The sequence below is a fragment of the Streptomyces scopuliridis genome, assembly GCF_042790125.1.
In the GTDB taxonomy this organism is placed as follows: Bacteria; Actinomycetota; Actinomycetes; order Streptomycetales; family Streptomycetaceae; genus Streptomyces; species Streptomyces scopuliridis_A.
Map to the genome: position 1 here is coordinate 1 of NZ_JBHTZS010000023.1, position 24,472 is coordinate 24,472.

A 24,472-nucleotide genomic window follows, 5' to 3' on the forward strand; every position below is an offset into this window, starting at 1 on the left:
CGCCGGCCGGCCGGCGGGCCGCCCGGGGCGCCGGCGGCCCCGCCTCGCGGACCGCGCCACCCCGGCCGCCCCGGTCCCCCCCGGGGCCCCCGGCCCCCACGGCCACGTACGTAACGAGGGAGGTCAGCCCAGGCGCGAGACGTCCCGCACCGCTCCCTTGTCCGCGCTCGTCGCCATCGCCGCGTACGCGCGCAGCGCCACGGAGACCTTGCGGTCGCGGGAGGCCGGGGCGTACACACCGTTCAACGCCTCGCGGCGGCTCGCCAGTTCGTCGTCGGCGACGAGCAGTTCGATCGTACGGTTCGGGATGTCGATCCGGATCCGGTCGCCGTCGTTGACCAGCGCGATCGTGCCGCCCGAGGCCGCTTCCGGGGAAGCGTGGCCGATCGAGAGCCCCGACGTGCCGCCGGAGAAACGGCCGTCCGTGATGAGCGCGCAGGACTTGCCGAGGCCCCGGCCCTTCAGATACGAGGTCGGGTAGAGCATCTCCTGCATACCGGGGCCGCCGCGCGGGCCCTCGTAGCGGATGACGATGACATCGCCCTCGGCGATCTCCTTGCGGAGGATCTTCTCCACGGCGTCCTCCTGCGACTCGCAGACGACGGCGGGGCCCTCGAACGTCCAGATCGACTCGTCGACACCGGCCGTCTTCACCACACAGCCGTCGACGGCGAGGTTGCCCTTCAGCACCGCCAGGCCGCCGTCCTTCGAGTACGCGTGGGCCACGTCCCGGACGCAGCCGCCCGCGGCGTCGGTGTCGAGCGTGTCCCAGCGCTCGGACTGGGAGAAGGCCTCGGCGGAGCGGACGCAGCCGGGGGCCGCGTGCCACAGCTCGACCGCCTCGTCGGACGGTGAGCCGCCGCGGACGTCCCAGGTCTCCAGCCAGTCCTTGATGCTCGGCGAGTGGACGGTGTGGACGTCCTCGTTGAGCAGACCGCCGCGGTACAGCTCGCCCAGGATGGCGGGGATGCCGCCGGCCCGGTGGACGTCCTCCATGTAGTACGTGCCGCCGGGGGCCACATTGGGCGCGACCTTGGCCAGGCAGGGCACCCGGCGCGAGACCGCGTCGATGTCGCCGAGGTCGTAGTCGAGCTCGGCCTCCTGGGCGGCGGCGAGCAGATGCAGGATCGTGTTGGTGGAGCCGCCCATGGCGATGTCGAGGGCCATGGCGTTGTCGAAGGCCGCGCGGGTGGCGATGGCGCGCGGCAGGACCGTGGCGTCGTCCTGCTCGTAGTAGCGCTTGGTGATCTCGACGACCGTGCGGCCGGCGTTCTCGTACAGCGCCTTGCGCGCCGTGTGCGTGGCCAGCACCGAGCCGTTGCCGGGGAGGGAGAGGCCGATGGCCTCGGTCAGACAGTTCATCGAGTTGGCGGTGAACATGCCGGAACAGGAACCGCAGGTGGGGCAGGCGTTCTCCTCGATACGGAGGATGTCCTCGTCCGAGACGCTCTCGTTGACCGCGTCCGAGATCGCGTTGATCAGGTCGAGCTTGCGGACCGTACCGTCCACCAGCGTCGCCTTGCCCGCCTCCATGGGACCGCCGGAGACGAAGACCGTGGGGATGTTGAGGCGCATCGCGGCCATCAGCATGCCCGGGGTGATCTTGTCGCAGTTGGAGATGCAGATCAGCGCGTCCGCGCAGTGCGCCTCGACCATGTACTCGACGGAGTCGGCGATCAGATCGCGGGACGGCAGGGAGTAGAGCATTCCGCCGTGGCCCATCGCGATGCCGTCGTCGACGGCGATGGTGTTGAACTCGCGCGGCACGGCGCCCGCGGCCTTGATCGCCTCGGAGACGATCCGGCCCACCGGCGCGAGGTGGGTGTGGCCGGGCACGAACTCGGTGAAGGAGTTGGCCACCGCGACGATCGGCTTGCCGATGTCCTCGCTCGCTACGCCCGATGCCCGCATCAGGGCGCGCGCGCCCGCCATATTGCGGCCGTGGGTGACAGTGCGGGACCTCAGCTCGGGCATCGTCGCTCGCTCCTTCAGCAGAAATGACTTCTTCGAGCGTACGCCCCGGATCCAAGATCTGGACAGCGTGTCCGGCATACGGAACGCCTGTTCAGCTTTCGGTCAGACCGCGGCCGGATCAGGCTTCGGCCGGATCAGGCCCGGTCGGATCAGGCCCGGTCGGATCAGGCTTCGGTCAGATAGCGCTGAAGCGTGGGCGCCACCATCGTGATGATCTCGTCCGTGTCCGCCGACGCCAGCGGCTCCGCCTTGATCACATAACGGAGAAAGGCGATCCCGAGCATGTGCGACGCGGCCAGCTCGGCGCGGAACGTCGGGTTCGGCACGTCGAGATCCTCCGCGACGCGCTCCAGCAGCCGCCGCAGGACGAACGTACGCAGCACCTTCGCCGCCGCCTCGTGCGTCAGCGCGGAACGGATGACCGCCAGCAGCGGGGCCCGGGTCACCGGGTTCTCCCAGACGCCGATGAAGTAGCGGGCGAGCCGCTCCCCGATGCCGTCCGGTCCGCCGGCCAGCAGCGCGGGCACCATCAGGGCCGGTTCGAAGGAGACCTCGATGGCCGCCGCGAAGACCTCGTCCTTCGTACCGAAGTAGTGGTGGACGAGTGCCGGGTCGACCCCGGCCGCCTTGGCGATGCCCCGGATGGAGGTCTTGTCGTAGCCGCGCTCGGCGAACTCCGTACGGGCGGCGTCGAGGATCTTCTGCTGGGCGCTGGGGCCGGTGCCGTCGGCCGTGCGGGCGGGGCGGCCACGGCGGCGCGGAGCCATGCCGTTCACGACGGGCGCACTCCCCAGGGGCCGGTACGGGGCGAGCGCCCCGAAGACGGCTCCGACCGCGTAACCGGAGACTCCTGAGACTCCTGAGACGCCGGAGACGGTGCGGGCGAAGGGGCCGCCGCGCCCAGGTGCAGCCGGGCGAACGCCAGCGCCTCCGCCAGATCGGCCTCACGCTCCGCGCCCGACATCGCGCGCCGCGTGTTCACCTCGATCACCACATGCCCGTCGAATCCGCTGCCCGCCAGCCGCGCCAGCAGCTCGGCACACGGCTGCGCGCCCCGGCCCGGCACCAGATGCTCGTCCTTGGCCGACCCGTTGCCGTCCGCGAGATGGACGTGTCCCAGCCGGTCGCCCATCCGGTCGATCATGGCCATGGCGTCGGTGCGGGCGGTCGCGGTGTGCGAGAGATCGACGGTGAAGTGCCGGTAGTCGTACTTGGTCACGTCCCAGTCGGGCGCGTAGGCGAGCATCTCCCGGTCGCGGTAGCGCCACGGGTACATGTTCTCGACAGCGAACCGTACGTCCGTCTCGTCCGCCATCCGCCATATCCCGGTGACGAAGTCACGCGCGTACTGCCGCTGCCAGCGGAACGGCGGATGCACGACCACGGTCGAGGCGCCGAGCCTCTCGGCCGCCGCCCGCGCCCGCTGGAGCTTCACCCACGGGTCCGTCGACCACACCCGTTGCGTGATGAGCAGACAGGGCGCGTGCACGGCCAGTACGGGCACCCCGTGATAGTCGGAGAGCCGGCGCAGCGCCTCGATGTCCTGGCTGACGGGATCGGTCCAGACCATGACCTCGACGCCGTCGTACCCCAGGCGTGCGGCGATCTCGAAGGCCGTCGCCGTGGACTCCGGATAGACCGAAGCCGTCGAGAGCGCGACCTTCGCATCCGGGATGCGCACCACAGGATCTGCCACGGAGACAGCGTACGGGCACCCTCTATGTGGTCGGGAGATGATCGAGCCGCCGCAGGATGATGCCCTCGCGCAGCGCCCAGGGGCAGATCTCCACCGATCCGGCCCCGAACAGGTCCATCGCCGCCTCCGCGACCAGCGCTCCCGCCAGCAGCTGGGACGAGCGGCCGTCGGAGACGCCGGGGAGCTCCGCGCGCTGGACCGCGCTCATCGTGGACAGCCTGGGCACCCACTCCTCCAGTGCCGCATGGCTCAGTTCGCGCTGTACGTACAGCCCCTCGGCGGAGCGCGCGGCCCCGGCGATCCGGGCCAGCTGCCGGAAGGTCTTGGACGTCGCCACCACGTGGTCCGGGCTGCCGAGCCGCGAGAACTCCCCGACCGCGCGCGCGATCCGCGCCCGTACGTGGCGGCGCAGCGCCTTCACATCGGCGGGGTCGGGCGGATCGCCGGGCAGCCAGCCCGCGGTCAGCCGGCCCGCGCCCAGGGGCAGGGACACGGCGGCGTCCGGCTCCTCGTCCATTCCGTACGCGATCTCCAGCGAGCCGCCGCCGATGTCCAGGACGAGCAGTTTCCCGGCCGACCAGCCGAACCAGCGGCGGGCGGCGAGGAAGGTGAGCCGGGCCTCCTCCTCGCCCGTGAGAACCTCCAGATCGATGCCGGTCTCGCTCTTGACGCGCCCGAGGACCTGCTCGGCGTTGGTGGCCTCGCGCACGGCGGAGGTCGCGAAGGGCAGGACGTCCTCACAGCCCTTGTCCTCGGCGGCCTGGAGCGCGTCGGTGATCGTCGAGACGAGCCGGTCGACACCGTCGGGACCGATGGCGCCGTCCTCGTCGAGCAGCTCGGCGAGCCGCAGCTCCGCCTTGTACGAATGCGCGGGCAGCGGACGGGCGCCGCGGTGGGCATCCACCGCCAGCAGGTGAACCGTGTTCGAACCGACGTCGAGGACTCCGAGTCTCATGAACGGAACGCTACTGCGACCGCGCGCATACGCTGGACCCGTGCCAAAGACGAACAAGGCGAAGCCGGGCAAAGCCAAGGGCCCGAAGAAGCAGCATCAGCAGGAGGAGGCCGTCAGCGCCTCCGCACACACGCCCCGGAACGCACAGGACACCGCCGCGCGGGACGTCCCGGACGAGAAGGGGCTGGACTTCGCCCGTGCCTGGGCGGAATTCCCCGATCCCGCCGACGACGAGCAGGTCTTCCGCTGCGATCTGACGTGGCTCACCTCGCGGTGGAGCTGCGTCTTCGGCAGCGGCTGCCAGGGCATCCAGGCGGGGCGCGCCGACGACGGCTGCTGCACGCTGGGCGCGCACTTCTCCGACGAGGACGACGAGAAGCGGGTCGCCGGTCATGTGGCACGGCTCACACCGGACCTCTGGCAGTTCCACGGGGAGGGCACGACCACCGGCTGGACGCAGACGGACGACGACGGCGAGCGCCAGACGCGCCGCTGGGAGGGCTCCTGCATCTTCCAGAACCGTCCGGGCTTCGCGGGCGGGGCCGGGTGCTCGCTGCACATCCTGGCCCTGCGCGAGGGACGCGAGCCGCTGGAGACGAAGCCGGACGTCTGCTGGCAGCTGCCGGTCCGGCGTACGTACGACTGGATCGAGCGGCCCGACGACACGCGCGTGCTCCAGGTGTCGATCGGTGAGTACGACCGGCGCGGCTGGGGGCCGGGCGGCCATGATCTGCACTGGTGGTGCACCTCGGCGACCTCGGCGCACGGCGCGGGCGAGCCGGTGTACAAGACGTACCGGCCCGAGCTGATCGAGCTGATGGGCAAGGAGGGGTACGACCGGCTGGCCGAGCTGTGCGAGCAGCGCATGGCGAGCGAGCTTCCGCTGGTGGCACCGCATCCGGCGGACCCGCCACGGGACTCGGACAGGACTTAGACGAGCGGGTCCGGCCTCCAGGCCCTAGCCTCCCGGGGTGCCGGTGTCCGGGGAGGCCGGGGCCGAGGGGCCCGGCGGGGGCGGGTCGGACGGCCGGGGATCGCCGGAGACAGGGCCTCCGGTGCCGGGACCGGACGAGCCGGTCGGATCCGGGGACCCCTGAACCGGCCCGGGGCCGGGGTCGGAGGGGGAAGGCGAGGGCGAACCGGGGTCGGAGGGGCCCGGCCGCGTCGGCCCGCCGGGACGGGGATCCGCGGGCTGTCCCGGCTGTCCCGGGCGTCCGGGGTGGCCCGGGAGCGCGGGGCGCCCCGGCCGGCTCGCCTGTCCCGGGTGCGCCGGTCTGGAGCCGTAGCCGTAGATCTTCACCACGGATCCCGCCGGATAGATCGCCACCCGCGCGCTCCACGGCCCGGACGGCTCGCGCCGGTGGTCCACGAAGACCCGGACGGTGGCGGATTCGCCGGGCGCGAGCGTGCCGTAGTGGCGGCTCAGCCGCAGCCAGGGGGCCTTCGTCCCCGCCGTCCAGGAGACCGGCGCGCCGCCGGACCCCCTGAGCGTGATCACCGTCGTGTCGCCGTCGGGCCGCGCCTCGGCCGAGAGCCTGCCGAGGGCGGGCTGCCCCGGGAGGGCCGGTGGGACGGGCAGGCCGTCGCTGATGACCTCGACCGAGACGCCGGGCGCGGTGTCGTCCTCCCCGCCCGTGCCGTCACCGGAGCCGTGTCCCTGGCCGTGTCCGTGTCCGTGGCCGGACCCTTGCCCGGAGGCCGCCCCGTCACGGGCGCTGCCCGCGTTCTCGTAGTGGTCGCGCGGCTCCCCGTCCGCCCAGGGCGGGCCCTCGGTCGCGCCGGCGCTGACCGAGGAGCCGTCGTGGCCGTCCCCCGTCTCCGCCGCGCCGCGGTACGCCGCCCACAGGGCGAGCACGGGAGCGGCGACGACGGTCGCCACGACGGTGGTGGTCACGGCCCGCGCCCGCAGCCGGTCCCGGCGGGCGGCACGGTCCTTGGGGTCCATCGGGAAGCCGTCGCGGCCGAAGCGCGGCGCCGCCCCCCGGGCGCGGGGGGCCCGGTCCATCGCCGCGTACGTGGCGTCCCTGGGCGCCTGGATGAGCGGCAGCACGGCACGCGGGGCGGACCGCGCGCCGGCCCCGTGCGGGAGCTTCGGGTTCGAGAGGGACGAGGGGCGCGACCCCGGCCACGGTCCGGCGGCCTCGGCGCGCTCGGCAGCGCGGCGGCAGCGCGGACAGTCGTCGACATGCCGGACCAGTTCGCGCCGGAGCGCGGCGGAGAGCAGCACTTGGTGGTCGCCGGTGAGCCGGGCGGCGGACGGGCAGTCGCCGGTGTCGACGACGGCGAGCGCGGCGCGGGTGCGTTCCACCTCGCAGGCGGCGGAGGCGAGCAGCTCACGGGCGGTCGCCGGCTCCATGGACAGCACGGCGGCGGCCTCGGCCGGGCCCAGCTGATGGCGTACGGCCAGCTCCAGGATCTCGCGCTGCTCGGGGGTCGTACCGGCGGCCTCCGGCCAGGCCAGCAGGGCGAGTTCACGCCGTCGGCGCTCGGCGGTCCGCGGCGCGAGCGCCTCCGCCGGCGCGGGTTCCGGCTCGCGCTGGGCCGCGTGCGCTCCCAGCCGGCTGCGGCGCTGCTCGGTGAGTCTGCGCAGACAGGACCAGCGGGCGAGCGCGTACAGCCACGCCTTGCGCTCACCGGCACCCGAGGGGCAACGGCCGTACTGCCGCTCGGAGATGGACAGCACCTCGCCGAGCACCTCGGTCGCGACGTCGTGGTCGCACAGCACGGAGAGGCAGTAGGTGAACAGACCGTCGAGATAGGGCTCGTAACGCGCGGCCCGGTGGTGCGGCACCGGATGGGGCGCACGACGGGGCGTGCGGTGTGCGCCGGTGGTGTGCGTGGAGGTGTCGGGGCTGCTGCTCATCACCCGGCGACGTTAGACAGAGGGACCCACACCCTTCACACCTCTTGAGCACATTTAATCCTTACGGGTGAAGGTATCCCTCAAAAGGGGACAGGAATCGCGTGTTTCGATGAGTTCTCCGCCGCCTCGGCGCCCTGCTTCCCTCCTGCCTCCCTCCTTCTCCGCTCCCGCTCCCGGCCCGGCGCGTCTCCCTGGTCCGCGCTGTCAGTGCGCCCCTATACGGTGACGCCATGGCTGCCCGTACGAAAACCGCCAAGGACAGGCCGTCCTACCGCTGCACCGAGTGCGGCTGGACGACCGCCAAATGGCTCGGCCGCTGCCCCGAATGCCAGGCGTGGGGCACGGTCGAGGAGTACGGCGCGCCCGCGGTACGGACCACGGCGGCGGGCCGGGTCTCCACCGCCGCGCTGCCGATCGGCCAGGTCGACGCCCGTACGGCCACCGCGCGCTCCACCGGCGTGGACGAGCTGGACCGGGTGCTCGGCGGCGGGCTGGTGCCGGGCGCCGTCGTGCTGGTCGCGGGCGAGCCGGGCGTGGGCAAGTCGACGCTGCTGCTCGATGTCGCGGCGAAGTCGGCCAGTGACGAGCACCGCACGCTCTATGTGACGGGCGAGGAGTCCACCAGCCAGGTGCGGCTGCGCGCCGACCGGATCAAGGCCATCGACGACCATCTCTATCTGGCCGCGGAGACGGATCTCTCCGCCGTCCTCGGCCATCTCGACGCGGTCAAGCCGTCGCTGCTGATCCTGGACTCCGTCCAGACCGTGGCCTCGCCCGAGATCGAGGGCGCCCCAGGCGGTATGGCCCAGGTCCGCGAGGTCGCGGGCGCGCTCATCCGGGCCTCCAAGGAGCGCGCCATGTCCACGCTCCTGGTGGGGCATGTCACCAAGGACGGCGCGATCGCGGGGCCGCGGCTGCTCGAACATCTCGTGGATGTCGTGCTGTCGTTCGAGGGCGACCGGCACGCCAGACTGCGGCTCGTCCGGGGGATCAAGAACCGCTACGGGACGACCGACGAGGTCGGCTGCTTCGAGCTGCACGACGAGGGGATCACCGGCCTCGCCGACCCGTCCGGGCTGTTCCTCACCCGGCGCGACGAGCCCGTCCCCGGCACCTGCCTGACCGTCACGCTGGAGGGGCGCCGGCCGCTCGTCGCCGAGGTGCAGGCGCTGACGGTCGACTCGCAGATCCCCTCGCCCCGGCGCACCACCTCCGGCCTGGAGACCTCCCGGGTCTCGATGATGCTCGCCGTGCTGGAGCAGCGCGGCCGGATCAGCGCGCTCGGCAAGCGCGACATCTACAGCGCCACGGTCGGCGGGGTGAAGCTCACCGAGCCCGCCGCCGACCTCGCGATCGCCCTCGCGCTGGCGTCCGCCGCCAGCGATACGCCCCTGCCGAAGAACCTGGTCGCGATCGGTGAGGTCGGGCTGGCGGGCGAGGTCAGACGGGTTACGGGCGTCCAGCGCCGGCTGGCCGAGGCCCACCGTCTCGGCTTCACGCAGGCGCTTGTTCCCACCGATCCGGGGAAGATCCCGGCCGGTATGAAGGTCATGGAAGTCGCCGACATGGGTGATGCTCTCAGGGTGCTGCCGCGCCGCGGTCGCGCGGACGCCCCACGGGAAGAGAACGCTCGCCGGTAGACTTTGCCCTGGTCTCGCCCATCCGTACGAGCCGGAGGAGTGCAGTGGCAGCCAACGACCGGGCATCAGCGCCCGGAAAGTCCGGCGCGGGCTCCGGCAACGAAGCGCTGATGCGCGCCTCCCTGAGCGCTGTCGCGCCGGGCATGGCGCTGCGCGACGGCCTGGAGCGGATCCTGCGCGGTAACACCGGAGGTCTGATCGTCCTGGGCATGGACAAGACCGTCGAGTCGATGTGCACGGGCGGTTTCGTGCTGGACGTGGAATTCACCGCGACCCGCCTGCGCGAGCTGTGCAAACTCGACGGCGCGCTCATCCTGGACAAGGACATCACCAAGATCCTGCGGGCCGGCGTCCAGCTGGTCCCGGAGTCCTCCATCCCCACGGAGGAGACGGGCACGCGGCACCGCACGGCGGACCGCGTGTCCAAGCAGTGCGGCTTCCCCGTCGTCTCCGTATCGCAGTCGATGCGGCTGATCGCGCTGTACGTGAACGGGGAGCGCCGGGTCCTGGAGGAGTCGGCGGCGATCCTGTCGCGCGCGAACCAGGCGCTGGCGACGCTGGAGCGGTACAAGCTCCGTCTCGACGAGGTCGCGGGCACGCTCTCGGCGCTGGAGATCGAGGACCTGGTCACGGTCCGGGATGTGACGGCCGTCGCCCAGCGTCTTGAGATGGTGCGCAGGATCGCCACGGAGATCGCGGAGTACGTGGTCGAGCTGGGCACCGACGGCCGGCTTCTCTCGCTCCAGCTGGACGAGTTGATCGCGGGCGTGGAGCCGGAACGGGATCTGGTCGCGCGGGACTACGTTCCCGAGCCGACCGCGAAGCGCTCCCGTACGGTCGACGAGGCGCTCGGCGAGCTGGACTCGCTGACCCATCCCGAGCTGCTGGAACTGCCCATCGTGGCAAGGGCGCTGGGCTACAGCGGCGCGCCCGAGACGCTCGACTCCGCGGTCTCGCCGCGCGGTTACCGGCTGCTGGCCAAGGTGCCGCGGCTGCCGGGCGCCATCATCGAGCGGCTGGTCGAGCACTTCGGCGGCCTCCAGAAGCTGCTGGCGGCGAGCGTCGACGATCTGCAGACGGTGGACGGCGTCGGCGAGGCGCGTGCGCGCAGCGTGCGCGAGGGGCTGTCGCGGCTGGCGGAGTCCTCGATCCTGGAGCGCTACGTATAGCGACGCCCTCAGCGGCGTACGTACATGACGGCGGCGGCCCGGACAGGCCCTAAGTGAGGCCGGGGCGCCGCCGTACGCGCGTGTGCGACCGCTGTCAGTCCTTCTCCAGCCGGATCGACGCCTGGCCCTGCTTCACCGAGGCGACCGAGGTCCTGGTCTCCACCAGATACGTTCCGGGGCCCACCGCCGCCGCGGGCGGCGTGGCGCACTGCGGCGCGCTCTGCCTGCGGTCCCACTCGATCGTGCGGGTGACCGTGCCGCCCGCGGGGACCTCGTAGAGCACCCCGCCGGTCTTCGGGCAGTCCTGGGACGACCAGACCTCGTCGTCGTCCGCGTTGGTGATCGTCAGCACCATGGCCTTCGGTCCGAAGTCGGCCTTGCAGGTGGTGTCCGAGGTGTTCGTGGCGATCAGCCGGAACGCGGGCTTCTCGCCGGGCGCGTAGGCGACCTTCGTCGTGCTGAGGCGCAGGGTCAGCGCGCTCGGCGGGCAGTTGGGCAGTCCGGAGCCGGCCGGTACCTGCCGGCCGGAGCTGGTGGATCCCCCTCCGCCGACGCTGCCCGCCGTACCGCCGCCGCTCGCGCCGCCGGTGTCCGCCGCGCCGTCCGTACCACCGGAACCGGCCCCGCCGGCGCCGCCGGTGTCACCGTTCTTGCCGCCGTCGGTGCCGCCGTCCGTACCGCCCTGGCCGTCACCGGTCCCGTCGGTCGACTCCGACTCGTCGCGCCCGCCCGGCTGTTCACTGATCGCGGGGCCGGAACCGGAGGGGCCCGGGGTGATGGACGTCGCGGGATTGGCGCCGTCCGCCGTGTCGCCGCTGTTCTTGGTGTCACCCCCACGGGACGTGACGACCCATACGACGAGCAACGCGAGCAGCGCGATCAGCGTCGCCGCTACTGCCCTCCGTCGCCAGTAGATGGTGGAGGGAAGCGGCCCGACCGGATTGCGCAAAGATCCCACGGCGCAAACTGTACGAGAGATCGGCGCCAACTCCCGCCCCCCATGCCGCCCGTCTCGCAAGTTTTACGGATCATCATCACGGACCGGGCGCCAGAGAGCGGGACTTCTTCTTTCGTCAGGGGTACACCCCGGCCATCGGGTGCGGGGAACTGCTGATGATCTCTGTACGTTCTTCTCATGAACAGCAGCGCAACAAGCGATCTCTATCGCGATATCACCGACTTCGCCCGTACGACCCCCTCCTGGTTCCAACACTTGGCAGAGCTATGGACCGAGGCCGGACTGCTGTTGTTCGGCGTGCTCTTCATAGCGGTCTGGTGGTCCGCGCGACCGGCCGGCGCGCGCGCCGTGGCCGTGGCGGTCCTCGCCCCGCTCGCGACCGCCGTCGCGTATGTGTGCAGCGAGCTGACCAAGTCGGCGCTGACGGAGGAGAGGCCGTGCCGGGCGGTCGCCGGAGCCGGTGCCTCGCTCATCCCCTGTCCGCCGGTGGGCGACTGGTCGTTCCCCAGCAACCACGCCACGATCGCCGGAGCGGCGGCGATCACACTGGCCGTCGCGCGTCCCGTGCTCGCCTATCTCACCGTCCCGATGGCACTGCTGATGGCGTTCTCCCGGGTCTTCGTCGGGGTCCACTATCCGCACGACGTGGCGGTGGGGCTGGTGTTCGGCGGCGTGGTGGCGACGGTGGTGGTCCTGGCGGCGGCGCGGCCCGTGGGCGCGCTGGTCGGGACGATGCGGACGAGCGGGTCGAGCCTGGCCCTCCTGCTCGCCGGACCGGGGCAGCCGGCACGTACGGCCGATCACCTGGCCGTGACCGAGCGCGCCTGATCAAGCGCGCCTGATCACGTGCTTGTGATCACGTGTTTGTGATCAAGCTCGGCGCGGCCAGGGGGCGTGACCAGGGGGCGTGCGGGACCCGGAGGGCGGGGGCGAACGTGGGGCGTGCGCGGGACCGGGCGCGTGACACCTCGGCCCCGCCCGCGCCTGCCGCGCCCTCCACGGCCCGGGACATGCCAGGATCGGAGCTGCCATGACTGCTATCTCCGCGCACACCGCGTCCTCCCCGACCGCCGTCGATCCGGCCGCCCTCCACACCCCCGTCATCGCGTGGTTCGACTCGAACGCCCGCGATCTGCCCTGGCGCCGCCCCGAAGCGGGCGCCTGGGGGGTGATGGTCAGCGAGTTCATGCTCCAGCAGACCCCGGTGAACCGGGTGCTCCCGGTGTACGAGCAGTGGCTCAGCCGCTGGCCGCGCCCCGCCGATCTGGCCGCCGAGGCCCCCGGCGAGGCGGTCCGCGCCTGGGGCCGGCTGGGCTATCCGCGCCGTGCGCTGCGGCTGCACGGCGCCGCGCAGGCGATAACGGAGCGGCACGGAGGCGACGTACCGCGCGAGCACGGGCAGTTGCTCTCGCTGCCCGGGATCGGCGAGTACACGGCCGCGGCCGTGGCCTCGTTCGCGTACGGACAGCGGCACGCGGTGCTCGACACGAATGTGCGCCGTGTCTTCGCGCGCGCCGTGGCCGGTGTCCAGTACCCGCCGAACGCGACCACCGCCGCCGAACGCAAGCTGGCCCGCTCGCTGCTGCCCGAGGACGCGCCGACCGCCGCGCGCTGGGCGGCGTCCTCCATGGAGCTGGGCGCGCTGATCTGCACGGCGAAGAACGAGGGCTGCGTACGCTGCCCGATCGCCGACCGGTGCGCCTGGCGGCTGGCCGGGAAGCCCGCGTACGAAGGGCCCGCGCGGCGCGGCCAGACGTACGCGGGCACGGACCGCCAGGTGCGCGGCAAGCTGCTCGCCGTCCTGCGCGAGGCGGTCGCGCCGGTGCCGCAGGTGGTCCTGGACGCCGTCTGGGACGAGCCGGTGCAGCGGGCCAGGGCACTGGACGGGCTGGTCGCCGACGGGCTGGTCGAGCCGCTGGAGAACGGGGTCTACCGGCTGCCGCAGGGCCGGGCCTGACCGCGTCGGCCTCGCCGCCGCCGTTACACAACCGATGGACAGCCGTGCGTCCGCCGACGGCTGTCCCGCACAGCCCCGTGACAAGCGCTCCGTAATTTCGGTGCCGTAAGCGAACGGCACGAATGGTCACGGGGTCGGAGGCGGTCGGCATGGCGCAGGGCGAGGTGCTCGGATTCGAGGAATACGTACGTACCCGGCAGGAGGCCCTGCTGCGGAGCGCCCGGCGCCTCGTGCCCGACCCGGTCGACGCACAGGACCTGCTCCAGACCGCGCTGGCCCGTACGTACGGACGCTGGGACGGCATCGCCGACAAGTCGCTCGCCGACGCCTATCTGCGCCGCGTCATGATCAACACGCGTACGGAGTGGTGGCGCGCCCGCAAGCTCGAAGAGGTCCCCACCGAGCAGCTGCCCGACGCGAGCATCGACGACGGCACGGAGCAGCGCGCCGACCGGGCGCTGCTGATGGACATCCTGGGGGTGCTCGCGCCCAAGCAGCGCAGCGTGGTGGTACTGCGGCACTGGGAGCAGATGAGCACGGAGGAGACGGCTGCCGCGCTCGGGATGTCGGCGGGTACCGTAAAGAGCACACTGCACCGCGCGCTGGCCCGGCTCCGTCAGGAGCTGGAGAGCCGGGAACTCGCCGGCCGGGGACCGGACGGCCAGGACCCGGAGGTCCACGCGCCGGAGCGGTCGGATCTCCGTCGTGGCAGGAGCGGCGGGAGCGACAGAGGTGACGGGCGGGGCTCTCGCGGCACACGCGGCGGCCACGAGGAGCGGGGGCGGGAGAGGTGCGCGGCCTGAGAGACCCGGGGCGGCCGGGGGGCTTCGCGGTGGGTACGGCACTGACCGCGCTCGCCGCCGTCGGCCTGCTCGCGTCCGGCTGTTCGACCGGTGGTACGGGGACCAGGGACGAGGGCGCGGCGGTGACCTCCCCCGTGGAGCGGGGCGCGGCCACCCCTACGGCGCCCGCGTCGGCCCCCGCCAAGACCGTCAACGCGGTGGCGCTGCTCCGGAAGGACCCCTTGGTCAGTCCGCGGATCAAGGCCGATCTCCGCCCGTGCGGCGAGGGCACGTACCCGGTGGACACCTCGTACGGGAATCTGACCGGCGGCACGGCGCCCGATCTGGTGGTCAACGTGATGACGTGCGCCGACTCGGTGGGTGTCGGGACGTATGTGTACCGCGAGCGGAACGAGGAGTACCAGAACGTCTTCGCGGCGGAGGAGCCCGCCGTCTACGCCACGATCGACCGTGGTGAGCTGGTCGTGACCCAGCAGGTGTACGCGAAGGGCGATCCGCTGTCCTTCCCGTCCGGCGAGGACGTCGTGACGTACAGCTGGGCCGACACCAAGTTCAGCGAGCGCTACCGGGTGCGCAACGACTACAGCAGGGCGGCGGGCGGCGACGGCTCGTCCGTCACCGAACACGCCCCGAGCGACAACTGAGAGCCGAGAACCACGGGATGGCCGAGACCCATGTCCTGTTCGTCGAGGACGACGATGTCATCCGCGAAGCCACCCAGCTGGCGCTGGAGCGCACGGGCTTCGTGGTCACCGCCAGGCCGGACGGGCTGTCCGGCCTCGACGCGTTCCGCGCGGACCGTCCTGACATCGCCCTGCTCGATGTGATGGTGCCGGGGCTGGACGGGGTCAGTCTGTGCCGGCGTATCCGTGACGAGTCGACCGTGCCCGTGATCATGCTGTCCGCCCGCGCCGACTCGATCGATGTGGTGCTCGGGCTGGAGGCCGGTGCCGACGACTATGTGACCAAGCCCTTCGACGGCGCGGTGCTGGTCGCCAGGATCCGCGCCGTACTGCGCCGCTTCGGACACGCGGGCGGGCCCGCCGGGGAGCAGGGCGGAGCGAGCGGGCCCGATGAGCACGGGAGGCTGTTCTTCGGCGATCTGGAGATCGACACGGAGGGCATGGAGGTACGCAAGGGAGGCACGCGGGTGGCGCTGACGCCGACGGAGATGCGGCTGCTGCTGGAGTTCTCGTCCGCCCCCGGGACCGTGCTCTCCCGCGACCGGCTGCTGGAGCGGGTCTGGGACTACGGCTGGGGCGGTGACACCCGGGTGGTGGACGTCCATGTCCAGCGGCTGCGCACCAAGATCGGTCAGGACCGGATCGACACGGTCCGCGGCTTCGGATACAAGCTCAAGGCATGAAGCGGCCGGCCCTGCGCACCGGAGTCCGGTGGAAGATCAGCATCGCGATCGCGGCGGTCGGCGCGCTGGTCGCGCTGGCGCTGAGTCTGGTGGTGCACAACTCGGCGCGGGTCTCGATGCTCGACAACGCGCGCGAGGTGCAGCTGGAGCGGCTGCTGTTCGCGCAGCGGATGTACGACTCCACGAAGGAGCCCAAGCTCGGCACGAAGCTCAATGACGCGACGCTCCCGCGCGATCTGCGCGCGAAGATGAAGCAGGGCCGGCGCGCGACCCATGTGGAGGAGACCGCGAGCGGTGTGCCCGATGTCTGGGCGGCCGTCCCGCTGAGCAACGGAACGGTGCTCTCGCTGCACAGCAAATTCCCCGACTCCACGACGATCATGAAGGATCTGGACCGGTCTCTGATCATCGGTTCGGTGTCGGTGGTCTTCGGGGGCTGCGCCCTGGGTGTGCTGATCGGCGGGCAGCTCTCGCGGCGGCTGCGCAAGGCCGCCGCGGCGGCGGGGCGGGTCGCGCAGGGCAATACGGAGGTGCGCGTCGGGGACGCCGTCGGCGGCGTCGTACGGGACGAGACGGATGAGCTGGCCCGCGCGGTGGACGCGCTGACCGACGCGCTGAACGAACGCATCGAGGCCGAGCGCCGGGTCACCGCGGACATCGCCCATGAGCTGCGCACGCCGGTGACCGGCCTGCTGACGGCCGCCGAGCTGCTGCCGCCCGGCCGCCCCACCGAGCTGGTACGGGACCGGGCCCAGGCCATGCGCACGCTGGTCGAGGACGTCCTGGAGGTGGCGCGGCTCGACAGCGCCTCGGAGCGCGCCGAGCTCCAGGAGATCGCCCTCGGCGAGTTCGTCGAGCGGCGGGTGCGGGCGCTGGACCCCGCGATCGAGGTCAAGGTCGTGCACGAGTCCTGGGTCAGCACCGATCCGCGCCGGCTGGAACGCATCCTGGGCAATCTGCTGGCCAACGCCGCCAAGCACGGCGGGACGCCGGTCGAGGTGACGGTCGAGGGCCGGGTGGTGCGCGTACGGGACCACGGCCCCGGTTTCCCGGACGCCCTGCTGCGGGAGGGCCCGAGCCGCTTCCGTACGGGCGCGACCGACCGCGCGGGCCACGGCCACGGGCTCGGCCTGACCATCGCGGCGGGCCAGGCCCGGGTCCTCGGAGCGCGGCTGACCTTCCGGAACGCGATGCCCGAGGGAATCGAGGGCCGGGACGGCAACGGCGGCGCGATCGCGGTCCTCTGGCTGCCGGAGCACGCCCCCACGACGACCGGCAGCTTCCCGATTCTGAAGCTGCCGGAGTGAAGCCGCTCCAAAGCCGCCGGACCGAGCCCGTCCCGGGGCGTTGTCAGGCCCATTCCTTGTCGAGGTCGAGGCCGTCGCGCGGCTGGGTGAACGAGAACCAGTTGCCGGAGTCGTCCCGCAGGATCGCCTCCGTACCGTACGGACGCTCCTGCGGCGGCTGGATGAACTCCACCCCGCGCGCCCTGAGCTGCTCGTAGTCCCCGTGGATGTCGTCCGTGGCCAGCGCTCCCGCGCCCAGCACACCCTTGGCGACGAGCGCCCTGACCGCGGCGGCGGACTCCTCGTCCATCGCCGGGCTGCCCGGGACCATGAGGGTCAGCACCACCTCGGGCTGGTCCCTCGCGCCGACCGTCACCCAGCGCATCCCTCCCTCGCCGAGCGTCATGTCCATACGCAGCTCCAGGCCCAGCTTCTCGGTGTAGAACTCCTTGGCCCGGTCCTGGTCCAGGACCCAGACGGTGGAAATGGCGAGACCCTTGATCATGAGGCGCTCCTTCGGACGTGCGGTACCGGTGGCGGGCGGGCCTGCCCCGTCGGCGGGCGACTGTCCACACCCCGATGCTGACACGCACCACTGACAACGGCCCCCGGCGCTGGTGCGCGCCGGGGGCCGTGTGCCGTGTGCCGTGTGCCGAGCCGTGAGTCGTACGCCGGAGGGCTCAGGCCGACTGTGTGATCCTGCCGTCCGCCGCCGGGGCCGGTGCCTCGTCGGCCGCGTCGGCCGGCTTCGGCTCCCCGCCCCGCAGCGGGACCTCCTTGACGAAGAACGCCGCGACGAAACCGATCACCGCGACCGCCGCGCCCAGCGTGAACGCCGCGTGCGTACCGGTCGACACCGCGTGCTGGTACGCCTCACGCACCAGCTCCGGCAGCTTCGCCAGGCTCGCCGCGTCCAGCTGGGTCGACTGCTCGGTGGCACCGGCCCCGCCCGCCCCGGCGCGGGCGGCCATCTCGTCCTGCACCCGGCTGGTGAACAGGGCGCCCATGATGGCCGCGCCAAAGGAGCCGCCGAGCGTACGGAAGAGCGTGGTGGTGGACGAGCCGACGCCCATGTCCTTCATCTCGACGCTGTTCTGCGCGACGAGCATGGTGATCTGCATCAGGAAGCCCATGCCCGCGCCGAGGACGGCCATGTAGAGGCCGGAGGTCAGCCGCGAGGTGCCGGTGTCCATCTGCGCCAGCAGGAACAGGCCGACGACCATCAGGGCGCCGCCCAGGATCGGGAAGATCTTGTACTTGCCGCTGCTGGTGGTGACCCGGCCCGCGATCAGCGAGACGACCATCATCGACAGCAGCATCGGCAGCAGGAGCAGCCCGGAATTGGTGGCCGAGGCACCCTGTACGGCCTGCTGGTAGAGCGGGAGGAAGAGCACCGCGCCGAACATCACGAAGCCGGTCAGGAAGCCGATCACGGACATCAGCGAGAAGTTGCGGTTGCGGAAGATGTGCAGCGGCATGATCGGCTCGGGGACCCTGGTCTGCACGAAGACGAAGCCGACGAGGGAGGCCACGCCTATCGCGATCAGCTCCATGATCATCGCGGAGCCCCAGGCGTACTCCGTACCGCCCCAGGTGGTGACCAGCACGATCGCCGTGATGCCGACGGTCAGCAGCGCGGCACCGAGATAGTCGATCGTGACCTTCGCCCGGTCCTTGACGGGCAGGTGCAGGACGGCCGTGATCATCACGAGCGCCAGCGCGCCGAGCGGGAGGTTGATGTAGAAGCTCCAGCGCCAGCCGAGGTGGTCGGTGATGGTGCCGCCGACCAGCGGTCCGCCGATCATCGCGAGCGCCATGACGCCCGCCATCATGCCCTGGTACTTGCCGCGCTCCCGGGGCGGGATCAGGTCGCCGATGATCGCCATGACGCCGACCATCAGACCGCCGGCGCCCAGACCCTGGACGGCCCGGAAGCCGATCAGCTGGCCCATGTCCTGGGCCATGCCGCTGAGCGCCGATCCGATCAGGAAGACCACGATCGAGGCGAGGAAGACGCCCTTGCGGCCATATATGTCGCCGAGCTTGCCCCAGATCGGCGTGGAGGCGGCGGTCGCCAGGGTGTACGCGGTGACCACCCAGGACAGATGGGCGAGGCCGCCCAGCTCGCCGACGATGGTCGGCATCGCGGTACCGATGATCATGTTGTCCAGCATCGCGAGCAGCATCGCGATCATGAGCGCGAGCAGCACCACGCGCACACTGCGCGGCTGTGGCGCGGGTTTCTCCGCGCTCTCCGGGCCCTCTGGCTGCTTCGTCTGCTTCCCGGTCGGACTCATCGTCCCCACTCCCCTGTACTTCCCCTGGTACTTACTTGCCGCCCGGCAAGCTGACTACACTGGGGTAAAGTAGACCTCTACTTGCCGGGCGTCAAGTAAGTTATTTCTCGGGAGAGCACCCATGGGCAGCACACAGCACCCTCGGCGGGGAAACACCCGCCAGCGCATCCAGGACGTCGCGCTGGAGCTCTTCGCCGAGCAGGGATACGAGAAGACATCGCTACGGGAGATCGCCGAGCGGCTGGAGGTCACGAAGGCGGCGCTGTACTACCACTTCAAGACCAAGGAAGACATCCTGATCAGCCTCTTCGAGGATCTGTCGCGCCCGCTCGACGAGCTGATCGCCTGGGGCGCCGCACAGCCGCACACCCTGGAGACCAAGCAGGAGATCCTGCGCCGCTACAGCGCGGCGCTCCAGGGCGCGGCCCCGCTCTTCCGCTTCATGCAGGAGAACCAGGCGACCGTCCGCGAGCTGAGCATCGGCCATACGTTCAAGGAACGGATGATCGGCATGCTCGATCTCATCCAGGACCCGGACGCGTCCCTGAAGAACCGGGTCCGCTGCGTCAGCGCGCTCTTCACGATGCACGCGGGCACCTTCGCCCTCAAGGACGTCGAAGGAGACCCCGAGGAGAAGCGCAAGGCCATCCTGGAGGTCTCCATCGAGTTGATGAGCCAGGCTCATCGGGTCACACCTTGACGCCCACCGAGCGCAGGAACGGGACCGGGTTGACGGCCGAGCCGTAGTTCGGGGTCGTACGGATCTCGAAGTGCAGGTGCGGACCGCTGGAGTTACCGGTGTTGCCGGAGAGTCCTATCACCTTGTCGGTCGTGACCTTCTGGCCCACGTACACCTTGACCTGGGACAGGTGCGCGTACTGCGAGTACGTGCCGTTCTTGTGCTTGATCACGATCGCGTTGCCGTACGCGGGGCCGTCACCGGCGCCGTTCGGGCCGGCCTTGACGACGGTGCCGCTGTGGGCGGCGTGGACGGGCGTGCCGACCGGAACCGCGAAGTCCTGGCCGGAGTGCTTGTGCGCCCACCTGTTGCCGCCGAGCCCGAAGCCGGCGCTGAGCTGGTAGCGCTTGACCGGGTCGGTCCAGGAGCGGGCCTTCTTGGCGTTCGCCGCGGCCTTGGCCTTGGCGTCGTCCGCCTTGGAGGCGGGCTTGGCGTGGACGGCGGCCTGGTGCGCGACAGCCGAGACGTTCGAGCCGGCGGCCGTGGCGCCGGTGGCCGCGTCACCACCGGTCGCGGCGAACGCGGCCCCCGTTCCGGCCGCCAGCGACACTCCGAGTCCGGCAGCCAGGACACCGGCACGGGTACGAAGGACGGACGGTCGGGTCAGACGGGACAGCTTGCGCTGCGACATACGGGTAAACCTCCGGGCATCAAGGGACCCGGCACACGAGCGCCGGGCTGGCCTCACCTTGGTAACCCGGACCCCACCTCATCCCAAAACACCCCATCTACGGCATCACGTCGTAGCGATCCCTGCGGCAGTACGCCTCTTGACGCCCTCGATCGGCGCGCCACAGTGGTGCACTATGTGCCGATTTAAACCTGTTTAACCGCACGTGAAACACCCATCGGACGGGCAACCGTGCCAGGCGCCCGGATCCCCCGCCCCCCTCCCGCCGAAAGACCCGCCCACGGCAAGGCCGAACGTCCCGCCCGACGCCCGGCGCCGCCACTATCGCGGCTAGTAGGGTCGGAAACGCCTGTGCTGCTTGTCACGGCCGGTGGGTAGGAATGCCTTCCGATTCAGGACCAAAGTCCCGGTTGCTCCGGCCGCTCCACGGCAACCACCCACCGCCGCGTACCGCGGGAATCCCGCCCAAGGGGGACACCACCATGACCGCCCCGTCCGACGGCCATGACATCGACGGCATCGAACTCGCCGACGCCATCGAGTCCGTACGCGACCAGCTCCTCGACGCCGCCACCCGCGCCACGGACCGGCCCCTGTCCTTCGAGGTGGGCGACATCCAGATGGAGTTCACGCTGGAGCTGCGCAAGGAGATCAAGGGCGGGGCCAAGGTCAAGGCATGGGTGGTGGAGGCGGGCGCGGACGCCACCCGCACCACGGGCCGCACGCACAGGGTCGCGTTCACCCTGACACCCCGGGACGCCCGCACCGGCGCGCCCTGGAAGGTCGGCAACGAGGACCAGGGCAGTACGGCCGGATTCGGCCGCGGAGCGCGATGAGCGCCGCCCGCGTCGTCGCCGTACGGGGACAGACCCAGGGCACGGGCGTGCTGCTCACCCCGCGACTGGTCCTGACCTGCGCGCATGTGGTCGGCGACAACGACAGGCCGCTGGTCGCCCACCCCGACCGGGCGGGGCAGGCCGTCGCGGAGGTCCAGTGGCGCGACACGTCCCTCGACACGGCCCTGCTCTTCACCGAGCACGACCTCATCGACGCGGAACGGGCCGCCCCGCTCGGCCGGCTCCGTATCGGCGCGCTCGCCACCACCTCGCCGCTCCCGCACTGCCAGATCGTGGGATTCCCCGACGTCCAGCGGTACGGGGCCGACGGCGCCCTGGAGCTGGACCAGTACCGCGCGTCCGTACTGCCCTCGGCCGGCGCGCTGCGCTCCGTCCTCGTCTGTGAGCTGGACCACGCGCCGGCCGCCGAGCGCCACGACGGCACGTCTCCGCTCCAGGGCCTGTCCGGCTCACCGGTCTTCGCGGGCCCGGTGCTGCTCGGCATCGTCACGCAGGTCCCGCGCGGGCGCGGCCATCTGCGGATCGAGGGCATTCCGATGGAGCGGATCCTGGCCACCGGTGTCCTCCTGGACTCGTTCCGGTCCGAGCCGGTGACCGACTTCCACCCCGGGGACCAGCGCTTCGAGGAGCAGTACGCGCGGGCGCTCCGGGCCCGGTACCGCAAGACCCGCGTCTTCGGGATCGACGAGCTGGGTACGCACGAGACGAGCTGGGACCTGGACACGGCCTATCTGAGCCTGGAGGCGGGACAGCGGGACGCACTCGTCCCCAACCCGCGGGTCCCTTTCCGGTCCGCCCCCGCCCTACCCCGCCGGATCGACGATCTGCTGGCGGACCGGCCCCGTACGCTGCTGCGCGGCGAGGCGGGCGCGGGCAAGACCACCCTCGTGTGGTGGCTCGCCTCCCATGCCGCGTGCGGCACGCTCGACCCCGAACTGGCGGATCTCAACGGGCTCGTACCGTTCGTCGTCCCGCTGCGTACGCTGCACGCCCGCGGCACCGACCTCGCGGACCTCGACCGGCTCCACACCGCGGCACAGATCCCGGCGGGGCGGGCGCCCGACGGCTGGGCGAGCCGGGTGCTGGCGGCCGGCCGGGCCCTTCTGCTGGTCGACGGCATCGATGAAGTGCCGCCCGCCGAGCGCGAGAAGGCCCGTACGTGGCTGACCGAGCTGCTCGACCTCTACCCCGGGACCCGTTGCCTCACCACCGTACGGCCGCTCGCCGTCGGGCAGGACTGGCTGAGGTCCGAGGGCTTCGAGGAGCTGCACCTGCTGCCCATGCGCGACGAGGACATCCAGGTGTTCGTCACGGCCTGGCACAGAGCCGCGCGACGGGAGTGCGAAGGCTACCCCGACACGGCGCGCGCCGCCGCCGAACAGGCCGAACTGCGCGAGCTGGAAGCGGAGTTACGCACGCGGTTCCGGCAGAACGCCTCCCTGCTCGCCCTCGCCCAGACCCCGCTGCTCTGCGCGGTCATCTGCGCCCTGCACCGCCGCAGAGGCGGCCTCCTCCCGGACACCCGCTGGGACCTCTACCGCTCCACGCTGGCCATGCTCCTCGGCGGCCGGGACAGCCAACGCGACATCAGCCGTCCAGAAGGCATCTCGATGGGCCTGGAGGAGCACCAGGAACTGTTGCAGTCCATCGCGGTCTGGCTGGTACGGGCAGGTCAGACGCAGCTCTCGCACCAGGACGCCGAGCGCCAGATCGAGGTGGCGATGCGGCGGCTGCCCCAGGTGAGCGCGCAGGGCTCGGCCGCGACCGTGCTCACGCATCTGCTGAACCGCAGCGGCCTCCTCCAGGAACGCGGCGACAGGGCGGTCCAGTTCATCCACCGCACCTTCCAGGACTATCTGGCGGCCCGTGCCTTCATCGAGGGCGGATCGCTCATGGAGTTGCTCCAGAACGCCCATGACGAGCGCTGGCACGACACGATTCTGCTGGCGGTCGGCCACTGCCGCCCCCAGGAGATCCAGGGGCTGATCGGCGGCCTGCTCGCCGCCGGGGAGGCGGCCTCGGACCGTACGCGGCGCGAGGCGCTGTACGTACTCGCGGCCCGCTGTTTCCTGAATGCCGTCGTGGTGGACGAGACGGTCGCCGAAGAGGTCGCCACACATGTCCGCGCCATTCTTCCGCCCCACCCGATGGCGCCGGAGGAAGCGCTCGCCTCATTGGGGCCTTATGTACTGCCCTTCCTTCCCGGACCGGCCGATGTCGATTCGGTGACAGCCGAACGCGTCGCCCGTCTCATCTGCGAAATCGGCGGGCCGGAGGCCATTCCCTCCGCGCGCCGGTACGCGCTGCACGAAAGCGTCTCGGTACGGTCGCAGTTCGCGATGAGCTGGAGCCGATTCCCGGCGGAGGAGTACGCGCGGGAGGTTCTGGCCCGCATGCGGTTGGCGGAGACGCATCTCGTCGTGCCCGGTATCGAGCAAATGCGGCACCTTCGCGAACTGCCCGCCGTCGAATCACTCGGGCTCCTCTTCGACAGTTGCGACGGAGCACAACTCCGCTCATTTCTTCCGGGCGTTGACTTCGGACGGCTGCTCATCCGCTCCAACAATGGACTGGACGAGCTGTCGTTCCTCCGTGAACTGCCGCAGTTGAACCAGCTTGGTTTGTCCGGCTGTTCAGCTCTGAAAGACCTCTCGGGTCTGCGGGAGTCATCGATCGAAGAGCTCAGCATGGACGTGGGCCGGCTGACGCACGCGGATCTCTCCCCCATCCATCGGATGCCGAAACTGAAGGGGCTGCGGCTCAGCTACGGAGAATCGCCGCGCGCACAACAACTGCCCACCGCACACACCGAGGTGGAGAGCCTCATCGTCGAGTGCGATAAACCGATCGACTTCTCCTCGCTCCCGGAGTGGTCCTCGCTCCGCTTCCTCACCTTGTCGCTCGGCTCATGCGTCTGGCTGGTCCACAGCGGCCGACGCGTGGCCCCCGCTCGGCAGGTCAGCGATCTCAGAGTGCGTGTCCGGTCGGGATATGCGGGACTGGCACATCTCGCCGAGATCTTTCCTTCCCTCTCACTGCTCGAAATCACCACAGAGGTACCGGAGAGCCGGGAGCTGGATCTGACACCCCTGCGGAGCCTGCGCGGCCTCCGGGTGGACATCGTGTCGCTCAGGCACGCCGTACCGCCCACCATCACCGGAGGCGAGCCCTTCGGCGACCGGCTGACCGTACGCGGCTAGCAGGGCCCATGCGAAAGGGGCTGCCCCGGAGCCGTGGGAAACACGGTCCGGGGCAGCCCCTTCGGTCACTCGGCCCTGAGG

General features: G+C 71.3%; 21 protein-coding genes. 12 read left to right on the forward strand and 9 right to left on the reverse strand.

All coding sequences use genetic code 11. The annotated features are described in order from the left end of the window. Nucleotides 1-123 precede the first annotated feature (123 nt). From ilvD to ACFRKB_RS28110, 4 genes are all read right to left on the reverse strand, one after another. Complete coding sequence (gene ilvD, locus ACFRKB_RS28095; protein WP_383109308.1) at nucleotides 124-1,974, reverse strand: dihydroxy-acid dehydratase; 1,851 nt, start codon at nucleotides 1,972-1,974, stop codon at nucleotides 124-126. Between the two features lie 164 nt (nucleotides 1,975-2,138). After that, nucleotides 2,139-2,741, reverse strand: coding sequence for a TetR/AcrR family transcriptional regulator (locus ACFRKB_RS28100; protein WP_383109416.1), 603 nt, complete (start codon nucleotides 2,739-2,741; stop codon nucleotides 2,139-2,141). 5 nt (nucleotides 2,742-2,746) lie between these two features. Continuing rightward, nucleotides 2,747-3,670, reverse strand: a complete 924-nt coding sequence (locus tag ACFRKB_RS28105) for a sugar phosphate isomerase/epimerase family protein (RefSeq protein WP_383109309.1) — start codon at nucleotides 3,668-3,670, stop codon at nucleotides 2,747-2,749. Between the two features lie 22 nt (nucleotides 3,671-3,692). Further along, a complete protein-coding gene (locus tag ACFRKB_RS28110; protein ID WP_383109311.1) occupies nucleotides 3,693-4,625 on the reverse strand; it encodes a Ppx/GppA family phosphatase in 933 nt (310 codons plus the stop codon). 40 nt (nucleotides 4,626-4,665) lie between these two features. Between ACFRKB_RS28110 and ACFRKB_RS28115 the strand changes: the two genes are divergently transcribed. Continuing rightward, entirely contained in the window at nucleotides 4,666-5,559 is an 894-nt protein-coding gene (locus ACFRKB_RS28115; protein WP_383109312.1) for a hypothetical protein, read from the forward strand. A gap of 24 nt (nucleotides 5,560-5,583) precedes the next feature. Here the strand turns inward: ACFRKB_RS28115 and ACFRKB_RS28120 are convergent, their stop codons facing one another. After that, nucleotides 5,584-7,488 carry an RNA polymerase sigma factor gene (locus ACFRKB_RS28120; protein ID WP_383109313.1) on the reverse strand — a complete coding sequence of 635 codons (1,905 nt, stop codon included), beginning with the start codon at nucleotides 7,486-7,488 and terminating at the stop codon, nucleotides 5,584-5,586. 230 nt (nucleotides 7,489-7,718) lie between these two features. Here ACFRKB_RS28120 and radA point away from each other — a divergent pair, with 230 nt between their 5' ends. Then, on the forward strand, nucleotides 7,719-9,128 hold the full coding sequence (gene radA / locus ACFRKB_RS28125; RefSeq protein WP_365974470.1) for a DNA repair protein RadA: 1,410 nt from the start codon (nucleotides 7,719-7,721) through the stop codon (nucleotides 9,126-9,128). Between the two features lie 44 nt (nucleotides 9,129-9,172). Next, nucleotides 9,173-10,297: a DNA integrity scanning diadenylate cyclase DisA gene (gene disA / locus ACFRKB_RS28130; RefSeq protein WP_030354428.1), complete on the forward strand. Its 1,125-nt coding sequence runs from the start codon at nucleotides 9,173-9,175 to the stop codon at nucleotides 10,295-10,297. 94 nt (nucleotides 10,298-10,391) lie between these two features. Here disA and ACFRKB_RS28135 read toward each other — a convergent pair whose 3' ends face one another. Next, nucleotides 10,392-11,255: a hypothetical protein gene (locus ACFRKB_RS28135; protein ID WP_383109314.1), complete on the reverse strand. Its 864-nt coding sequence runs from the start codon at nucleotides 11,253-11,255 to the stop codon at nucleotides 10,392-10,394. Nucleotides 11,256-11,432: 177 nt separating this feature from the next. Here ACFRKB_RS28135 and ACFRKB_RS28140 point away from each other — a divergent pair, with 177 nt between their 5' ends. The 6 genes from ACFRKB_RS28140 to cseC all read left to right on the forward strand — a co-directional run bounded on the left by ACFRKB_RS28140 (nucleotide 11,433) and on the right by cseC (nucleotide 16,688). Further along, nucleotides 11,433-12,083, forward strand: coding sequence for a phosphatase PAP2 family protein (locus ACFRKB_RS28140; protein WP_383109316.1), 651 nt, complete (start codon nucleotides 11,433-11,435; stop codon nucleotides 12,081-12,083). Nucleotides 12,084-12,285: 202 nt separating this feature from the next. Beyond that, nucleotides 12,286-13,212: an HhH-GPD family protein gene (locus tag ACFRKB_RS28145; protein ID WP_383109317.1), complete on the forward strand. Its 927-nt coding sequence runs from the start codon at nucleotides 12,286-12,288 to the stop codon at nucleotides 13,210-13,212. A 149-nt stretch (nucleotides 13,213-13,361) separates the two neighbouring features. Further along, complete coding sequence (locus tag ACFRKB_RS28150) at nucleotides 13,362-14,015, forward strand: SigE family RNA polymerase sigma factor (protein ID WP_383109318.1); 654 nt, start codon at nucleotides 13,362-13,364, stop codon at nucleotides 14,013-14,015. Continuing rightward, nucleotides 14,003-14,659, forward strand: a complete 657-nt coding sequence (locus tag ACFRKB_RS28155) for a hypothetical protein (protein WP_383109319.1) — start codon at nucleotides 14,003-14,005, stop codon at nucleotides 14,657-14,659. Before ACFRKB_RS28150 ends, ACFRKB_RS28155 begins: the two co-directional genes overlap by 13 nt. Nucleotides 14,660-14,676: 17 nt before the next feature. Beyond that, entirely contained in the window at nucleotides 14,677-15,381 is a 705-nt protein-coding gene (gene cseB, locus ACFRKB_RS28160; RefSeq protein ID WP_383109320.1) for a two-component system response regulator CseB, read from the forward strand. Next, a complete protein-coding gene (cseC, locus tag ACFRKB_RS28165; protein WP_383109322.1) occupies nucleotides 15,378-16,688 on the forward strand; it encodes a two-component system sensor histidine kinase CseC in 1,311 nt (436 codons plus the stop codon). The genes cseB and cseC overlap by 4 nt, the downstream gene beginning before the upstream one ends. Before the next feature lie 43 nt (nucleotides 16,689-16,731). Here the strand turns inward: cseC and ACFRKB_RS28170 are convergent, their stop codons facing one another. Next, nucleotides 16,732-17,172: a VOC family protein gene (locus ACFRKB_RS28170; protein ID WP_383109323.1), complete on the reverse strand. Its 441-nt coding sequence runs from the start codon at nucleotides 17,170-17,172 to the stop codon at nucleotides 16,732-16,734. Nucleotides 17,173-17,347: 175 nt separating this feature from the next. Further along, the gene (locus ACFRKB_RS28175; RefSeq protein WP_383109324.1) at nucleotides 17,348-18,964 is read right to left on the reverse strand and encodes an MDR family MFS transporter; all 1,617 of its coding nucleotides are present in this window, start codon (nucleotides 18,962-18,964) and stop codon (nucleotides 17,348-17,350) included. 121 nt (nucleotides 18,965-19,085) lie between these two features. On the opposite strand from ACFRKB_RS28175, the gene ACFRKB_RS28180 reads away from it, so the two are divergent. Further along, nucleotides 19,086-19,664 carry a TetR/AcrR family transcriptional regulator gene (locus ACFRKB_RS28180; RefSeq protein WP_383109325.1) on the forward strand — a complete coding sequence of 193 codons (579 nt, stop codon included), beginning with the start codon at nucleotides 19,086-19,088 and terminating at the stop codon, nucleotides 19,662-19,664. Here the strand turns inward: ACFRKB_RS28180 and ACFRKB_RS28185 are convergent. Then, the gene (locus ACFRKB_RS28185) at nucleotides 19,654-20,334 is read right to left on the reverse strand and encodes a M23 family metallopeptidase (protein ID WP_383109327.1); all 681 of its coding nucleotides are present in this window, start codon (nucleotides 20,332-20,334) and stop codon (nucleotides 19,654-19,656) included. The genes ACFRKB_RS28180 and ACFRKB_RS28185 overlap by 11 nt on opposite strands. Before the next feature lie 482 nt (nucleotides 20,335-20,816). Between ACFRKB_RS28185 and ACFRKB_RS28190 the strand changes: the two genes are divergently transcribed. Next, the gene (locus ACFRKB_RS28190) at nucleotides 20,817-21,170 is read left to right on the forward strand and encodes a trypco2 family protein (protein WP_383109328.1); all 354 of its coding nucleotides are present in this window, start codon (nucleotides 20,817-20,819) and stop codon (nucleotides 21,168-21,170) included. Further along, nucleotides 21,167-24,391 carry an NACHT domain-containing protein gene (locus ACFRKB_RS28195; RefSeq protein WP_383109329.1) on the forward strand — a complete coding sequence of 1,075 codons (3,225 nt, stop codon included), beginning with the start codon at nucleotides 21,167-21,169 and terminating at the stop codon, nucleotides 24,389-24,391. The genes ACFRKB_RS28190 and ACFRKB_RS28195 overlap by 4 nt, the downstream gene beginning before the upstream one ends. The last annotated feature ends 81 nt before the right edge of the window (nucleotides 24,392-24,472 follow it).

Coding starts and splice junctions, on each gene's coding strand:
- ACFRKB_RS28170 (WP_383109323.1), bottom strand. CDS start 17,172: ATGATCAAGGGTCTCGCCATTTCCACCGTCTGGGTCCTGGACCAGGAC.
- ACFRKB_RS28110 (WP_383109311.1), bottom strand. CDS start 4,625: ATGAGACTCGGAGTCCTCGACGTCGGTTCGAACACGGTTCACCTGCTG.
- cseC (WP_383109322.1), top strand. CDS start 15,378: ATGAAGCGGCCGGCCCTGCGCACCGGAGTCCGGTGGAAGATCAGCATC.
- ACFRKB_RS28195 (WP_383109329.1), top strand. CDS start 21,167: ATGAGCGCCGCCCGCGTCGTCGCCGTACGGGGACAGACCCAGGGCACG.
- radA (WP_365974470.1), top strand. CDS start 7,719: ATGGCTGCCCGTACGAAAACCGCCAAGGACAGGCCGTCCTACCGCTGC.
- ilvD (WP_383109308.1), bottom strand. CDS start 1,974: ATGCCCGAGCTGAGGTCCCGCACTGTCACCCACGGCCGCAATATGGCG.
- cseB (WP_383109320.1), top strand. CDS start 14,677: ATGGCCGAGACCCATGTCCTGTTCGTCGAGGACGACGATGTCATCCGC.
- ACFRKB_RS28140 (WP_383109316.1), top strand. CDS start 11,433: ATGAACAGCAGCGCAACAAGCGATCTCTATCGCGATATCACCGACTTC.
- ACFRKB_RS28100 (WP_383109416.1), bottom strand. CDS start 2,741: ATGGCTCCGCGCCGCCGTGGCCGCCCCGCCCGCACGGCCGACGGCACC.
- ACFRKB_RS28190 (WP_383109328.1), top strand. CDS start 20,817: ATGACCGCCCCGTCCGACGGCCATGACATCGACGGCATCGAACTCGCC.
- ACFRKB_RS28120 (WP_383109313.1), bottom strand. CDS start 7,488: ATGAGCAGCAGCCCCGACACCTCCACGCACACCACCGGCGCACACCGC.
- ACFRKB_RS28185 (WP_383109327.1), bottom strand. CDS start 20,334: ATGTCGCAGCGCAAGCTGTCCCGTCTGACCCGACCGTCCGTCCTTCGT.
- ACFRKB_RS28180 (WP_383109325.1), top strand. CDS start 19,086: ATGGGCAGCACACAGCACCCTCGGCGGGGAAACACCCGCCAGCGCATC.
- ACFRKB_RS28150 (WP_383109318.1), top strand. CDS start 13,362: ATGGCGCAGGGCGAGGTGCTCGGATTCGAGGAATACGTACGTACCCGG.
- ACFRKB_RS28145 (WP_383109317.1), top strand. CDS start 12,286: ATGACTGCTATCTCCGCGCACACCGCGTCCTCCCCGACCGCCGTCGAT.
- ACFRKB_RS28175 (WP_383109324.1), bottom strand. CDS start 18,964: ATGAGTCCGACCGGGAAGCAGACGAAGCAGCCAGAGGGCCCGGAGAGC.